The following is a 15,891-nucleotide window of genomic DNA, read 5'->3' as shown; positions in this document are numbered from 1 at the left end:
CAATGGTGCACTTGTTATCCGATTATAACGGCCGCTCAGCGCTTGGCGCCGTGGCGCGCCGGCTGGCCATCCGGATAGTGGCGCGCCACGACGAATCGGCTCAGGCTGGAGCCGCAGGCTCGCGTCAATGCTGAGACAACGCGAACGACAGCAGCCGGGCGGTGATGTCCACGATCGGAATCACGCGGTTGTACGCCATGCGGGTCGGACCGATCACGCCGAGCGTGCCAACGATCTTGCCATCGACTTCATACGGGGCGGTCACAACGCTCATTTCCTCGATCGGCACGAGCGTGGATTCTCCACCGATGAAAATCTGCACGCCCTGCGCATGGCTCGATACGTCGAGCAACTGTAGCAGGCTAGTCTTCTGGTCGAAGACATCGAACAGCTTGCGCAGGCGCGCCATGTCGGACGACAGATCAACCACTTCGAGCAGGTTCCGCTCACCCGAGATCAGGACGTTGTCGGATTCGTCGTCGGTTTCCGTGCTGGCGGTGACAGCGGCCTGCATCAGCTGCATCATGTCGCCGCGCAGCGCGTCGATTTCCTCGCGCAGTCGGCGTCGCACATCGTCGAACGACAGGCCCGCATAATGCGTGTTGATATAGTTGGAGGCCTCGGTCAGCTGCGACGGCGAATAGTCGCGCTGGGTCGCCATGATCCGGTTTTGCACGTCACCTTCGGGGGTGACGATGATCAGCAAAATCCGCTTGTCGGACAGCCGCATGAACTCGATTTGTTTGAACACGTGGCTGCGCCGCGGCGTGAGCACAACGCCGGCGAACTGCGACAGGTTGGACAGCACGCTGGCCGCTGCCGCGACGACCTTCTGCGTCTCGCCCGGCTTGAGCTTGTCCTGCACCGCGAGCTTGACCTCGGCTTCCTGGGCGTCGGGCTGCACGGTCAGCATCGTGTCGACGAACAACCGGTAGCCGCGTGGCGTCGGAATCCGCCCGGCCGACGTATGAGGACTGGCGACAAGTCCTAGCTCCTCGAGGTCGGACATCACATTGCGGATCGTCGCCGGGCTCAGTTCGAGGCCCGAATACTTGGACAACGTGCGCGAACCGACCGGCTGACCTTCGGCGATATACCGTTCGATCAGCGTCTTAAGCAGGGTCTGGGCACGAGGATCTAGCATAGTGAAAATTCTAGCGTAAATCTTGCACGCAGCGAGGGTCGGCATCGATCCGACACGCACGTGCGACCCGAACCACGAAAGCATACAGTTTGCCAGACACCTATGGTGTAATGCGGGCATGGAAATGGGCCAATTCAAAACTGTTGCGCTGATCGGCCGCAACAACACGCCTGGCATCGGCGAGCCGCTTGCCGCGCTCGCCGGCTGCCTAACGCAACGCGGGTTTCAGATCGTGTTCGAAGCCGACACGGCGCGCGAAAACGGGCTGCACGCCTATCCGGCGCTCACGCCGGCCGAGATCGGCACGCGCGCCGACGTCGCCGTCGTGCTCGGCGGCGACGGCACAATGCTGGGCATCGGCCGACAACTCGCGCCATACCGCACCCCGCTCATCGGTGTCAACCACGGCCGGCTTGGCTTCATCACCGATATCGCCATCGCCGACATGAACCGGTTGGTACCGCAAATGCTGTCGGGCAGCCATGAGCGCGAGGAGCGCTCATTGTTGGAGGCCCGTATCATGCGCACTGGCGAGCCAATCTACCACGCGCTGGCGTTTAACGACGTCGTCGTGAACCGCAGCGGCTTCTCCGGGATGGCAGAGTTACGCGTGTTGGTCGATGGCAACTTCATGTCGGACCAGCGCTCAGACGGGCTGATCGTCGCCACGCCAACCGGTTCCACCGCGTACGCGCTCTCGTCCAACGGTCCGTTACTGCATCCGCAATTGCAAGGGATCGTGCTGGTGCCGATCGCGCCACACGCATTGTCGAACCGGCCGATCGTGCTGCCCGACACGTGCCGGATCGCGATCCAGATCATCGGCGGGCGCGACGTCAACGTGAATTTCGACATGCAGTCGTTCACCGCGTTGCAACTCGAGGATACGATCGAGGTGCGGCGCTCCAGGCACACGGTGCCGTTCCTCCATCCGGTCGGCTACAGTTATTACCGAACCTTGCGCAAGAAATTGCACTGGAATGAGCACTCGTCGCTTGGCGAGGACGAGCCCGGCTGAGCCGGTGCCAGTCACCGCTGCACGCCGGCTCAATCATTGCAAACCCACCCAATCCGCCTTTCACGACGACCGCTTTCGTTCGCCTATGCTGCGTCATCTGTCGATCCGGGACTTTGTCATCGTCGCCTCGCTCGACATCGAGTTCGAGCGTGGCTTTACCGTTTTTTCCGGCGAAACCGGCGCCGGCAAATCCATCTTGATCGACGCGTTGGCGCTGGCACTGGGCGCGCGAGCCGACGCGACGGTGGTACGCACTGGCCAGAGCCGTGCGGACATCACTGCTGAGTTCGACGCGCATGAGGGCGCCGCGCAGTGGCTGGCCGAGCATGCGTTTGACGACGGCAGCGGGCACGTGGTGCTACGCCGCGTGATCGACGCCAACGGCCGCTCGCGTGCATTCATCAACGGCACAGCCGCCACGCTTGGCCAGTTACGGGACATCGGCGAAATGCTGGTGGACATCCATGGCCAGCACGCCCACCAGTTACTGATGCGCGGCGACGCGCAGCGCGCGCTATTCGATGCGCACGCGGGCCTGACGGCGCTGACCGCGGACGTCGCGCGGGCGTGGCGCGGCTGGCGCGACGCGGCGACGGCCGTGCAGGCCGCGCAAGCGCGGGAGCGCGAGGTGCACCTCGAGCGCGAGCGGCTGGTGTGGCAATTGTCAGAGCTTGAGAAGCTGGCGCCGCAATCCGGCGAATGGGATGAAATCAGCGCCGAGCACCGCCGGCTGTCGCACGCGGCAAACCTGATCGACGGTGTGCAAGCGGCGCTAGGCGCCTTGTCCGAATCGGACGACGCCATGATCACGCAACTGGGTGCCATCATCGCGAAACTGCGCGGCCTGGCCGAAATCGACAGCGCGCTCGGCGACGCATTGGCCGCGCTGGAGCCGGCCGAAATTCAACTGCAGGAAGCGGCCTACTCGCTGACTCACTACGCGCAGCGGCTCGAGCTGGACCCGGCGCGACTCGCGCAGGTCGAAGCCCGGCTCGATGCACTGCATTCGACTGCGCGCAAATTCAGGATGCAACCGGATGCCCTGCCCGACGAGTTGCTGGCACGGCGCGCCCAATTGCAAGCGCTGGATGCGGCGACGGACATCGACGCGTTGCGCGCCGCGCAGGCGTGCGCGGAGCAAGCCTACATGACGCTTGCGGGGCAACTATCCAAAGCCCGCGCCAAGGCGGCCAAGGCGCTGAGCAGCGCGGTGACCACCGGGATGCAGGACTTATCGATGGCTGGCGGGCGGTTCGAGGTCGCGTTGGAGCCCTTGCCTGAAGGCGGCCAGCATGGGCTCGAGCAGGTCGAGTTCCGCGTAGCCGGCCACGCCGGCGTGCCGTTGCGGCCGCTGGCGAAGGTGGCATCCGGCGGTGAGTTGGCACGCATCAGCCTCGCGCTGTCAGTGATCGCGAGCACCGCGAGCCCGACGCCGACACTAATCTTCGACGAGGTCGATAGCGGCATCGGCGGCGCCGTCGCGGAGGTCGTTGGACGACTGCTGCACCAGCTCGGCCAGATCCGACAAGTGTTATGCGTGACCCACCTACCGCAAGTTGCCGCCCGCGGCGAGCACCACTTCAGCGTGGCCAAGTCCACCGATGCGCAAGGCGCAGCGCGCAGCGAAGTGACCGCGCTGGATCGCGCGAGCCGCGTCGAGGAAGTCGCGCGCATGCTCGGAGGCGTCGAGATTACCGCCACCACGCGCAAGCACGCGAAGGAAATGCTGGCCGCTTGAAGCCTCTTCACGCACCGAAGACCTGCTCCCATAGTCGCGTGACCGCGTCGCGCTCGACCTGCACACGCTCGGGCGGCACGCGCGCCTTGTCCATTCCATCGAGCCGCAGCGCATGCTGCAGCTTACGATAGGTCCGATAAGCGCCGCCGACCTGTTCCGCCTGTGTCTCGGACATCAACCCGATGCGGGCCGCATCACGCAGCAACGCGATGTTACCGGTGTTGCGCCGCAGTACGGGATGCGCGCCGGCATGCAGCAGCACCCAGTACTGGACGATGAACTCGATGTCCACCATGCCGCCGCGATCGTGCTTCAGATCGAACAGCGCTGTGGGATTGGGATGGCCTTCGGCCACCTTTTGCCGCATCGTGGCGATCTCCGTGGCCAGCACCCGCGCATCGCGCGGCTGAGCGAGCACCTGGGCACGAATCGCATCGAACTGCGCGCCGATGCGCACATCCCCGGCACAGAAGCGCGCGCGCGACAACGCCTGATGCTCCCATACCCACGCGGTGTTGGCGGCATCCCCCTCGCGCAATTGGTACCGTCGGAAGGCGGCGAGGCTCGTGACCAGCAGCCCGGCCTCGCCGTTCGGCCTAAGCCTCAGGTCCACATCGAACAGCGTGCCGGCGCCAGTGGACATGGTCAGCCACGTGATCAGCCGCCGCGCGAACAGCGCGTAGATCTCTGCGGCACACTCATCGGGATCGTCGTACAGAAAGATGAGGTCCAGGTCTGACGCATAACCGAGCTCCTTACCGCCGAGCTTGCCGTACGCAATGATTGAGAAGCGCGGCACGTCGCAATGACGGCGAGCCAACTGCGGCCATACGGTCTGCAGCGTCACATCCAGGACCGCGTCGGCCAGTTCCGACAACCGGTCGCTGATGTGCTCGACCGATAGATGACCCCTGAGATCCAGCAGCAGGATCCGGAACACCTCAGCCTGGTGCGCGTGACGCAGCAAATCCATCTGATGCTCAGTGCCGTCTGCATCAGCAAGCCGGGCGAGCAGCATCCGCTTGAACTCGGTCCAGTCGAACGGGCTCACCAGCGCCTCGTCGTCGAGCAACTCGTCGAGCACCTGCGGATGGCGAATCAGATAGCCGGCAGCCCAACGCGACTCGCCGAGCACAGCGAACACGCGTGCCAGCGCAGCCGGATACTCAACCAGCAACGCCAGGTACGAGCCACGCCGCGCGACCGCTTCGAGCAGATCGAGAAAACGCAGCAACGTCGCATCGGCCCTTTCATTGCAATGCGTCGGCGTCGCCTCCAATGCACGCAGCACGAGCTTGTCGAAACGCGTCCGATGCCGTTCCGGCAGGCCGGCGTAGCGCGCAGACTGCCAGACCGCATGCAATCGCGACAGGATGGCTGGCGGGTCGTTGAACCCCAGCGATGCAAGCCGAGTGCGCAACTCATCGTCGGCTGCCTCATCGGCGAGTGCACTGCTCCAAATCCATGTGGCGGTCTCCTCCCACGCTGTGCTGCCAATCTTGCCGAGCGCCTGATCGCCTGCGCCGGCCGGCGCCGCCGCGTCGCCACGCTTGTCCGCGAAGATCTGGTCAAACTGCTGCCCGACGAACGCGCGGTGGCGCTCCAGCACAGCCAGTAGTGCCCGATAGTCAGCAAAACCGAGTGATGCTGCCAGTTGCGTGCGCTCGCCTTCATCGACAGGCATCGCATGGGTTTGCGCGTCGTTCACGTATTGCAACCGGTGCTCGATGCAGCGCAGCATTTGATACGCCTGTGCGAGTCGCTGAACCGCGCCACGCGCTATCAAGCCGCGCGCCGCGGCATGATCGAGTACCGCCAGCGTCGGCCGGATACGGAACCCGGCGTCTTGACCGCCCCGGATCAATTGGAAGACCTGCGCGGTAAACTCGATCTCGCGGATGCCGCCGCGACCTAGCTTGATGTCATCGGCCTTGTCGCGGCGCGACGACGCGCGGCGGGTGGCCTCCTGACGGATCTGCACATGCAGCGCCCGGATCGCCGCAATCACGCCGAAATCGAGATAACGGCGATAGACGAACGGCCTGACCTGTGCATCAAGTTGCGCCGCCAGTCGCGCGCCGGCGTCGCTACCCACGTCCGACACCAGCCGTGCCTTGATCCACGCATAGCGTTCCCATTCGCGCCCCTGCACATAGAAGTACTCCTCCAGCATGCCGATGCTGCAGACAAGCGGACCTGAATCGCCGTTTGGACGCAGCCGCATGTCCACGCGGAACACGTATCCGTGCGCGGTATGCTCGGCCAGCGCACCGATCAACCGGCGCCCGACTCGGGTGAAGAAGTCTTGGTTTGAGATCGGCGCGCGGGAGCCGCCCTCGGTTTCGCCGTCGTCCTCGTAGACGAAAATCAAGTCGATGTCCGAAGACACGTTCAACTCGCGTCCGCCGAGCTTGCCCATGCCGACCACTCCGAGCGTCTGCGGCTGTCGCTGCGCGTTCAGCGGCATGCCATACAGCGCGTGCAACTCGGCACTGATCGAGGCAAGGGCGCGGCGGATCGCCACCTCGGCCAAATCCGTCATCGCGCCGGTCACCTCCGACACATCGGCCAACCCGGCCAGGTCGCGCTCCATCACCGCGCAGAATAGCTCGGTGCGCACCAGGCGCAGTGCGCGCTTGAGCACGTTGTCGTCTACGGGCTCGTCCTGCGGCGCACCCAGTTGCGCGAGCCGCTGCTCGATCCATTGCCGCGTCAGCGGCGCGCGCGCAAGTTCACGCACCCGCGCAGCCAGTTCAGGCCGTGCCGCGTACTGCCGGACGGCATAGCGAGAATAGACGGCGCTCAACAGCGGTTCGGCGTCGGAAGCAAGCGGGGAACTTGGCGGCGGCATGTCAGTCATCGTGTCATTGGTACGGCATATGCAATGAAACCCTTGGCGGCGGTAGGTTTGACTCGCATGCCGTATGTTACATTTGGTTTTTCCGCCGCTCCCTATCATACGTTCCGCGCTCCTCGCATGCCCAACCGCCAGGAAACACTCGACCCGAACGATGCGCGCAACGCAAAAGCCGGGGGCGGACGGCTGCACGGGCCGACTGAGCGGATGCTGCGCCGCGTACTCGCGTTCTGCGCGACCCTGGCCATCACACTGTACTTTGGCGCCGCGGCCACGTACGTCGGTCTGCGCTACATCATCTTTCCCCAGTTGGATTCGCTGCGGCCGCGCATCGAGCAACGGATCTCGGATACGCTTCGCGCGCACGTGCACATCGGTCGGCTGATCGGGCGCTGGAGCGGGCTGCAGCCAACGCTGGACATCGAGCAACTGACGATCATGGACCCGGACGGCCAGCGCATGCTCGCGGTGCCTGCCGCCAGTGCAACGCTGTCTTGGCGCTCATTGCCGCGTCTGGCGCCGGTGCTCTCGAGTCTGATAGTGGAACAACCCGAGGTCTTCGCCAAACGGCACCCCAACGGCACCTATACGATTGCCGGCGTGCAGGTGGATCCACGCCAGCACGACAATAGCGCGTTCCTGCGCTGGCTGATGACGCAGCGCGCCATCGCGTTGCACGGCGGCGTCCTGCACTGGACCGACGCGCAGCGCGGCTTGCCGACGCTGACGTTACGCGACATCCACGTGGCCATCGACAACCGCGGCCTAATTCACCGGCTCGGCGTGCAGGCGCAGCCGGACGGACGCTTGCTGCGCGGGCCGCTCGACTTGCGCGCACGCTTGCGTCATTCGCCACTGAAGCCACTCACCGAGCCGGCGGGTTGGACTGGCACGATGTTTGTGTCGAGCAGCGACATGGCGCTGCCCGAACTGGCCCGCTACACGGATGCGCGCCTGGATGCGCAAAGCGGCACGCTGGACGTGACTGCGTGGTTCGACTTTGCGGCCGGTGAATGGAGCGGTGCGCGCGGCGCATTGTCCGGGTCCGAGTTGCGGCTGCGCATGGACCCGACGCTGCCGCGGCTGGACGTGCCCAGCATCGGACTGGACTGGTCGCTGCAGCGCAACGACATGCGCAATCTCGATTACACGCTGAATCTGGGCAATCTGCGCGCCGAACTCGGCGGGCAGCCCCCGCTCGCGGACGGCACGCCGATTACCCGACTGCTGAACATCGGCGAATTCAACGGCCAGTTCCGCCGTGCGACGCTGGGCCGTGGCCAATTGATTCGCATCAGCGGCGATACGGTCGATCTCGGGCTGCTCGCGCAGTTCGTGCGCACGTTGCCGCTGCCACATCACGTGCTCAATGAACTGGACCGGTTCGACCCACGCGGCACGCTGACAAACTACGCGATACAGGTCGAGCGCCGCGCGCCGCGAACCCGCGAGGCCGCCAGCGTGGCGGCCGTCGAAGGCGGCGAGCCGATCGTACGCTATCGCGTCAAGGCCGCACTCGAGGGTGTCAGCGTCAACGCGCAGGAGCCGCCGCCCGGCCTTACACCGGGCGGCCACCCGCACGTGGGCCTGCCCGGCGCGGAAAACATCTGGGGCGAAATTGACGCCGACCAGAACGGCGGTCACGCGGCGATCGATACCCCCCACGCCGCGGTCACGATCCCGGGGGCGTTCGACAATCCACGACTTACGTTCAACCGGTTCGCGGCCGAAGCGACATGGACCGCGCATCCGCTGGCCTCGGACGCGGCCCGCCCGGCTGTTACCGTCAACCTCTCGCGATTCATCGTCGATAACGAGGACGTGCGCGCCAGCGCGACCGGCATCTATTCGAATCCCGGCCACGGACGCGGCAAGCTCGACATGGAGGCGAGGTTCGACCGGCTGTCGCTGCCCCGCCTCGCGCGCTATCTGCCGACCGGCGTCGGCGAACATACCCGCGCCTACCTGGACCATGCATTGACGGCCGGAACCTCGCGCAATGCGACGATCGCCATCCATGGCGAACTGGCCGAGTTCCCGTACACGCACGACCCACAAGCCGGCATCTTCAAGATCGTTGCGCCGTTTCGAGACGGCGGATTCGATCCGACACCGTACCCGCCGAAGCGGATGAGCAACGGCACGCCGCAGGTATGGCCCGCGTTCGACGGCATCGACGGGCTGTTCCGGATGGACCAAAACGTGCTGCGCTTTGATATCCAGCGCGCACGCTACCAACGTGTCGCCCTCACGCAGTTGACCGGCCGCATCGACGATTGGGGCACGCTGAACTCGGATCTGGCGATCAATGGCGTGGCTAGTGGCCCGCTGGCCGACATGCTCGACTACGTGAATCGCAGCTCGCTCGCGGTACTGTCCGACCATCTGGGCGAGACCGTGCAGGCTAAAGGCAACGCGACGCTGGCGCTGCGGCTGGCGATTGCGCGCCATCCGGATAAGCCACATGTCGGCGTGAACGGCTCGGTTACGCTAGCGGACAATACGGTGTCATTCGTGCCCGGCAAGCGGCTCGCGGCGCTGCCGCCGATCACGCAGATCCATGGCAAGGTCGATTTCACCGAACACACGATGACGTTCAGGCGCGCCACCGGCCAATTCCTCGGCGGCGACATCCGCGCCGACGGCGCGATCCAGCAGGATGAATCAAGCAGCTTCGACGTGTCGGGCCACCTGCTCGCCGATGCAGCCCGGACTGCAGTGCCGCCCGGGCCGCTGGCCACGCTGCTCACCCGCATGTCGGGCGGCGCCCCTTACTCGGTGGCCATGCGCACGCGCAAGAACGAACCGCCCGACATCTCGGCCACCTTGGATCTGAGCGGGCTGGCGCTGCAACTGCCGGCGCCATTCAGGAAACCGGCAGGCGCGCCGATGCCGTTCTCGATGCGCCTGCGGCCGACGGCTGCCGGTGAACGACCCACGACAGGCATCAGTCGGCTGGATGCGCGACTCGGTCCGCTCAATGCCATTTATCTGGTGCGGTGCGGCAACCACGACAAGCTGGCCATCATGCGCGGCGCGATCGCCGTGAACCGGAAAGCGGTGCTGCCCAGTGAAGGCGTGACCGCGGCGGTGGATGTGGCGCACTTCGACGCAGACGCGTGGCGCGCGCTGCTCGGCGCCATGTCGGTCCCCGCCGACGCCATATCAACTGAGCCGGTGGCCGCTGCGCCATCCTCGTGCCCCACTGCAGCTTGCGCCGGCCCATCGGTTTGTTCGCCGGACACGGCCACCTCGCTCAGCCTGCCCGACAGCGTCGCGGCACTCGTGCCTACCCGCGTCGGCCTGCACTTCGATACGTTGACATTGTTGAACCGCCGCTGGGAAAACGTGGTAGTCGATGCGACACAAACACCGGGCGCATGGCAAGCGAATATTGCATCGGACGAAGTATCCGGCCATATCGCGTGGCACGCGAAGACGCCGCGCAGCCCATACGGGCAGCTTGACGCGCGGCTAGCCAAACTGGTGATCCCGGACAGCCACGAGGCGACACTGGTGAGTCGCGCGCTCGAAGAGCCGGCGCAGCATGTCCCGGCGATTGACCTGATCGTCAACGAACTTACCGTGCGCGGACACAACTTGGGCAAGCTAGAAGTCAATGCACGCAGCATCGACGAAAACGGCGCGCCAGTCTGGCAATTGGACAAGCTGGATGTGACAAACCCAGCAGCCAAGCTGTCGGCAACCGCGAACTGGAGAACGACGCGCCGCTCCAATGCCAATGCCAGCACTAGCGCCAGCGGCAACAGCAACAGCAACAGCAACAGCAACAGCAACAGCAACAGCAACGATAGCGGCAGCAACGGCAGCAGCAGCGACGATAACCCGCTGTGCACTGTGCTGGATTTCAAGCTCGATATCGCCGACGGCGGTGCCTTGCTCGACCGTCTCGGCCTGCCCCGCACGCTCAAGGGCGGCAATGGCACGCTATCAGGCAACGTTGGCTGGCGAGGCGGACCGACGCACATCGATTATCCGACACTGAGCGGGAACCTGTCGCTCAGACTGTCGCATGGCCAGATCCTGAAGGTCGATCCGGGCGCCGCCAGGCTGCTCGGCGTGCTCAGTTTGCAATCGCTCGCCCGCGTGGCGACGTTGGATCTGAACACATTGTTTGGCGAAGGACTGCCGTTTGACAATGTGTCCGCTACCGGCACGATCCGCAACGGCGTTGCTAGGACCGATGATTTCACGCTGAGCAGTACATCCGCAAAGGTCACGATGCAAGGCAACGCGGATCTTGGACGCGAGCAGCAGGACCTGCTGGTGACGGTGGCGCCATCGCTGAGCGTGGGTACCGCGGCACTGGCCACGGCCGTGGTCAACCCGCTGCTCGGCCTGGGTACCTTCGTCGCCGGCCTGGTCTTGGCGGACCCCATTTCGCAGTCGTTCGCACGCCACTACGCGGTCACCGGCTCGTGGTCACATCCGCAGGTCGAGCAGGTGCCGGGCGATCGCGGTAAGATGGGCCGACCTGAATCTTATGTGTCATGGCAATGAACAACTCCGTTTTCCGCTCAAGCGGTGCCGCGCCCAGCACGTTCGCGCTGGCGGCGCTGCAAATGGTCAGCACGCCGGACGTGTCGCGGAATCTACAGGCCGCCGGCGAGTTAATCGCTGAAGCCGCCGCCGGCGGCGCGCAACTCGTGCTGCTGCCCGAGTATTTCTGCTTCATGGGGCACCGCGACGCCGACAAGCTGGCCGTGCGGGAAACGCCGGGCGACGGCCCGATTCAGCAATTTCTCGCCGATGCCGCGGCGCGCCATCGCGTGTGGGTCATCGGCGGCACGCTGCCACTCGTGGCACCAGAATCCGGGCGGGTGATGAACACCACGCTGGTGTTTGACCCGCAAGGCCGGGCCGTGGCCCGCTACGACAAGATCCATCTGTTTAACTTCGAAAAAGATGATGAGTCGTTTGACGAGACGCGCACCATCCGGCCCGGCACCGACGTCGTCGCGTTCGATGCACCGTTTGGCCGCGTGGGCTTGTCGGTATGCTATGACTTGCGCTTTCCGGAGTTGTATCGCAAGCTTGGCGACTGCGCGCTCATCGTCGTGCCATCGGCCTTCACATACACGACTGGCCACGCACACTGGGAGATGCTGCTGCGTGCGCGCGCGGTCGAGAACCAATGCTACGTGCTGGCCGCGGCCCAGGGCGGCAAGCACGAGAACGGGCGCCGTACATGGGGCCACAGCATGCTGGTGGACCCATGGGGCGAAGTCGTCGCAGTGCGCGCGGACGGTGCCGGCGTGGTAGCGGGCACGATCGATGTCCGACGTATCACGCAGGTACGGCAGAGCTTGCCAGCGTATCGGCATCGGGTGCTGGCATGAGCGCACCGCAGCGTCGTTGCCCGCAAAGCGGCGGCGGCCCACACCGCTTCCAGCAGGGTCGCCCGCGGCTTGAATCGTGCCGTCGCAACGCCAATTTCTGTCCATTTACCAGTCAAACGGGCGAGCCCGCATGAACATCATCGAACCAAACCTCTGCCACCTCGCCACCGCCAAGGACCTGCTGCTCACGCGCTACGGGCTCGATGAGGCCATTCTGGTGCGCACGCTGGGCGAGATTTTCTCCCATCGCGTTGACTACGCGGACCTGTACTTCCAAACAACCCGCAGCGAAGCGTGGAGCCTGGAGGAAGGCATCGTCAAATCGGGCAGCTTCAGCATCGACCAGGGCGTGGGCGTGCGCGCGGTGGCCGGCGAGCGCACCGCGTTCGCGTACTCGGATGACTTGTCGCCGCAAGCGCTGGCACAAGCCGCCCAGGCCACCCGCGCGATCGCCCGTGCGGGTGGCGGAAAGGTTCGCGTGCGGGCGGCCGGTGCGTTGCACGGCGTCGCGGGCCGCGACCTGTACCGGCCGGCCGATCCGCTGCACTCGCTGGATGCGAATGCAAAAGTGGCACTGCTGGAGCGCGTCGAAAAAATGGCTCGCGCGAAAGATCCACGCATCACCCAGGTCATGGCGGGCCTGGCGGGCGAATACGACGTCGTACTGGTGGCACGCAGCGACGGAGCACTGGCCGCCGACGTGCGTCCGCTCGTGCGCATGTCGGTCACCGTAATCGCCGAGCAGAACGGGCGCCGCGAAATCGGCACCGGCGGTGGCGGAGGCCGCTACGACTATGGCTACTTCACCGACGAAGTGCTGACGCGATACGTCGACGACGCGGTGCATGCCGCGCTGGTGAACCTGGAGGCACGCCCCGCGCCCGCCGGCACGATGACCGTCGTGCTCGGGCCGGGCTGGCCGGGCGTGCTGCTGCACGAGGCGATCGGCCACGGGTTGGAAGGCGACTTCAACCGCAAGGGCTCGTCGGCGTTCGCCGGACGCATCGGCGAGCGGGTCGCGGCCAACGGTGTCACGGTGGTTGACGACGGCACGCTGGCGAACCGGCGCGGCTCGCTGAACATCGATGACGAGGGCAACCCCACGCAATGCACGACGCTGATCGAGGACGGCATCCTGACCGGCTACATACAGGACACGCTAAACGCGCGGCTGATGAAGATGAAGGTGACCGGTAACGCGCGGCGCGAATCGTATGCCGCGTTGCCGATGCCGCGCATGACCAACACCTACATGTTGGGCGGCGACAAAGATCCCGCCGAGATCATTGCGTCGGTCGAGCATGGCCTGTACGCGGTCAATTTCGGCGGCGGACAGGTCGATATCACGAACGGCAAGTTTGTGTTTTCAGCCTCCGAGGCCTACATGATCGAGAACGGCAAGATTGCCTATCCGATCAAGGGCGCGACGCTGGTGGGCAGCGGACCGGAGTCGCTCAAATACGTGTCGATGATTGGCAACGATATGTCGTTGGACACAGGCGTGGGCGTGTGCGGCAAGGAAGGCCAGAGCGTGCCGGTCGGCGTCGGGCAGCCAACGCTGCGCATCGACCGCATGACGGTGGGTGGCACGGTATGACGCAATTATGCGTCGTCGTTGACGGCCCTCTGTTGCCAACGGGGGCTCGTCCAGAGTATAAAGTCGATATAGTCGGAACCGACACCACCTTTCCATTCGTTTGCATTTCGCGATGTCCGCCAAGTTTTACTTTTATTTCTTTTGGCATCTCAGGCCGCTGGCGGACCGAGAGGGTGGGTGACGGATAAGCGAATTACCCCACATTCCCGAAAAACCGCCGGCTTCGCCTGGCGGTTTTTTTTCGCCAGGCGCCAGGCCCCGAACACCGCGCGCGAGGCGCGTACCGTTGAACCGGAGAACAATGATGGCCCTGCACAACACCGATGATGTTCGAATCCGCGAGCTTAAGGAATTGACGCCGCCCGCGCACCTGCTGCGGGAGTTTCCCTGCGAGGAGCGCGTCGCTGGCCTGATCTTCAACGCTCGCCAATCGCTGCATCGGATTCTGCACGGCATGGACGACCGGCTCATCGTCGTGATTGGCCCGTGCTCGATCCACGACACGCGTGCGGCACTAGAGTACGCACAGCGCCTGGTGGAGCAACGCAAGCGCTTTGCCGGCGAATTGGAAATCGTGATGCGCGTGTACTTCGATAAGCCGCGCACGACCGTGGGCTGGAAGGGGTTGATCAACGACCCCTACATGGACAACAGTTTCAAGATCAACGACGGATTACGTACCGCGCGCGAACTGCTAGTGCAAATCAACGCGCTCGGACTGCCCGCCGGCACGGAGTACCTCGACATGATCAGCCCGCAATACATCGCCGATTTGATCTCGTGGGGTGCAATCGGCGCACGCACCACCGAATCGCAGGTGCATCGGGAACTGGCCTCCGGATTGTCGTGCCCGGTCGGCTTCAAGAACGGCACCGACGGCAACGTGAAAATCGCGGTTGACGCGATCAAGGCCGCTTCGCAGCCGCACCATTTTCTGTCGGTGACCAAGGGCGGTCATTTGGCGATCGTATCGACCGCTGGCAACGAGGACTGTCACCTCATCCTGCGCGGCGGCAAGACACCGAACTATGATGCAGCAAGCGTCGATGCCGCGTGCTCCGCGATCGGCAAGTCGGGGCTGGCGGCGCGATTGATGATCGATGCAAGCCATGCGAACAGCGAGAAGAAGCACGAAAACCAAATTCCGGTCTGCGCAGACATCGCTCGGCAAGTCGCCGCCGGCGACGAGCGCATTGTCGGCGTGATGGTGGAGTCCCATCTGGTCGCGGGACGCCAGGATTTGAAAGACGGCTGCAAGCTGACCTATGGTCAGAGTGTCACCGACGCCTGCATCGGCTGGGATGATAGCGTGACGGTGCTCGAAGGACTAGCCAAAGCGGTCCGGCAACGGCGCATCGCACGCGGCAGCGGCAATTGAAGCGGGCGGCAACGCTGCGACAACGGCGATTGACCGGAGATAACCACTGACCGGCGACGGCGATTCATCGCAATGCAATCGACGGCGGTGACCACTGACGGACAGCGGAACATAGCCATGCGCCGCAATGGGCTGGCGGCACCATGCCGTGACACCGGCATGAGCGGCCCCTTACGCCCGCTCATGCCGCCACAGCACCTCCGGCTGGCCCGTCTCGCCATTCAGCACGCGAGCCAGGACGAACAGCAGGTCCGACAGGCGGTTCACGTACTGCCGCAGCGCCGCATCAACGGCTTGTTCATGGCCGAGCGCGACGATCGTGCGCTCGGCTCGCCGGCAAACGGTACGGCACAGGTGCGACAATGCAGCCGGCCGCGAGCCGCCGGGCAGAACGAACTCGCGCAGCGGTGGCAGTTGCGCATTGAAGTACTCGAGCCAGTCGTCGAGCCGCGCGACATGCTCGTCCACGATCATCACCTCGCCCGGCATGCATAGCTGCGCACCGACGTCAAACAAATCGTGCTGCACCGCGACGAGCATCTCCCGTACGCGGGCCGGCAAGGTTTCGGCCAGCAGCACGCCCAGCGACGAGTTCAGCTCGTCTACGTCGCCGATCGCCGCGATGCGCGTATCGTCCTTGGCCACGCGGCTCGTGTTCCCCAGGCCGGTGGTGCCGTCGTCACCTGTGCGCGTGACGATCTTGCTCAAGCGGTTTCCCATCATGGCTCCTGTGATTGACAATCGGCTCGAGGGCAATTTGCCGCGTCCGACGCACATTATAGTGACGTGCATGCTGCCA

General features: G+C 64.7%; 9 protein-coding genes. 6 read left to right on the top strand and 3 right to left on the bottom strand.

All coding sequences use genetic code 11. The features are described 5' to 3' along the window. Positions 1 to 124: 124 nt before the first annotated feature. Complete coding sequence (hrcA, locus tag KQH55_RS01385; RefSeq protein ID WP_076785434.1) at positions 125 to 1,189, bottom strand: heat-inducible transcriptional repressor HrcA; 1,065 nt, start codon at positions 1,187 to 1,189, stop codon at positions 125 to 127. A 73-nt stretch (positions 1,190 to 1,262) separates the two neighbouring features. Here hrcA and KQH55_RS01380 point away from each other — a divergent pair, with 73 nt between their 5' ends. Beyond that, a complete protein-coding gene (locus tag KQH55_RS01380; RefSeq protein ID WP_139336998.1) occupies positions 1,263 to 2,162 on the top strand; it encodes an NAD kinase in 900 nt (299 codons plus the stop codon). 85 nt (positions 2,163 to 2,247) lie between these two features. Beyond that, on the top strand, positions 2,248 to 3,900 hold the full coding sequence (recN, locus tag KQH55_RS01375; RefSeq protein WP_076796957.1) for a DNA repair protein RecN: 1,653 nt from the start codon (positions 2,248 to 2,250) through the stop codon (positions 3,898 to 3,900). A gap of 7 nt (positions 3,901 to 3,907) precedes the next feature. On the opposite strand, the gene glnE is transcribed toward recN, so the two are convergent. Then, positions 3,908 to 6,760, bottom strand: a complete 2,853-nt coding sequence (gene glnE / locus KQH55_RS01370; RefSeq protein WP_235090050.1) for a bifunctional [glutamate--ammonia ligase]-adenylyl-L-tyrosine phosphorylase/[glutamate--ammonia-ligase] adenylyltransferase — start codon at positions 6,758 to 6,760, stop codon at positions 3,908 to 3,910. Positions 6,761 to 6,877: 117 nt separating this feature from the next. Between glnE and KQH55_RS01365 the strand changes: the two genes are divergently transcribed. The 4 genes from KQH55_RS01365 (at position 6,878) to aroG (ending at position 15,092) form a co-directional block, all read left to right on the top strand. Further along, entirely contained in the window at positions 6,878 to 11,278 is a 4,401-nt protein-coding gene (locus tag KQH55_RS01365) for an AsmA-like C-terminal region-containing protein (RefSeq protein ID WP_235090061.1), read from the top strand. Further along, complete coding sequence (locus KQH55_RS01360; protein ID WP_139336999.1) at positions 11,275 to 12,117, top strand: carbon-nitrogen hydrolase family protein; 843 nt, start codon at positions 11,275 to 11,277, stop codon at positions 12,115 to 12,117. Before KQH55_RS01365 ends, KQH55_RS01360 begins: the two co-directional genes overlap by 4 nt. A gap of 130 nt (positions 12,118 to 12,247) precedes the next feature. Next, positions 12,248 to 13,714, top strand: a complete 1,467-nt coding sequence (tldD, locus tag KQH55_RS01355; protein WP_235090049.1) for a metalloprotease TldD — start codon at positions 12,248 to 12,250, stop codon at positions 13,712 to 13,714. A gap of 304 nt (positions 13,715 to 14,018) precedes the next feature. Next, a complete protein-coding gene (gene aroG / locus KQH55_RS01350; RefSeq protein ID WP_235090048.1) occupies positions 14,019 to 15,092 on the top strand; it encodes a 3-deoxy-7-phosphoheptulonate synthase AroG in 1,074 nt (357 codons plus the stop codon). Between the two features lie 171 nt (positions 15,093 to 15,263). Here aroG and KQH55_RS01345 read toward each other — a convergent pair whose 3' ends face one another. Next, the gene (locus tag KQH55_RS01345) at positions 15,264 to 15,812 is read right to left on the bottom strand and encodes a cob(I)yrinic acid a,c-diamide adenosyltransferase (RefSeq protein ID WP_076787404.1); all 549 of its coding nucleotides are present in this window, start codon (positions 15,810 to 15,812) and stop codon (positions 15,264 to 15,266) included. Positions 15,813 to 15,891: the final 79 nt, after the last annotated feature.

This window comes from Mycetohabitans sp. B3 (assembly GCF_021498065.1).
GTDB lineage: Bacteria > Pseudomonadota > Gammaproteobacteria > Burkholderiales > Burkholderiaceae > Mycetohabitans.
The sequence above is the reverse complement of the archived record's forward strand: the minus strand, read 5'-3'. Positions and strand labels throughout refer to the sequence as shown.

Coding starts and splice junctions, on each gene's coding strand:
- KQH55_RS01380 (WP_139336998.1), top strand. CDS start 1,263: ATGGAAATGGGCCAATTCAAAACTGTTGCGCTGATCGGCCGCAACAAC.
- tldD (WP_235090049.1), top strand. CDS start 12,248: ATGAACATCATCGAACCAAACCTCTGCCACCTCGCCACCGCCAAGGAC.
- recN (WP_076796957.1), top strand. CDS start 2,248: ATGCTGCGTCATCTGTCGATCCGGGACTTTGTCATCGTCGCCTCGCTC.
- glnE (WP_235090050.1), bottom strand. CDS start 6,760: ATGACTGACATGCCGCCGCCAAGTTCCCCGCTTGCTTCCGACGCCGAA.
- KQH55_RS01365 (WP_235090061.1), top strand. CDS start 6,878: ATGCCCAACCGCCAGGAAACACTCGACCCGAACGATGCGCGCAACGCA.
- KQH55_RS01345 (WP_076787404.1), bottom strand. CDS start 15,812: ATGGGAAACCGCTTGAGCAAGATCGTCACGCGCACAGGTGACGACGGC.
- KQH55_RS01360 (WP_139336999.1), top strand. CDS start 11,275: ATGAACAACTCCGTTTTCCGCTCAAGCGGTGCCGCGCCCAGCACGTTC.
- hrcA (WP_076785434.1), bottom strand. CDS start 1,189: ATGCCGACCCTCGCTGCGTGCAAGATTTACGCTAGAATTTTCACTATG.
- aroG (WP_235090048.1), top strand. CDS start 14,019: ATGGCCCTGCACAACACCGATGATGTTCGAATCCGCGAGCTTAAGGAA.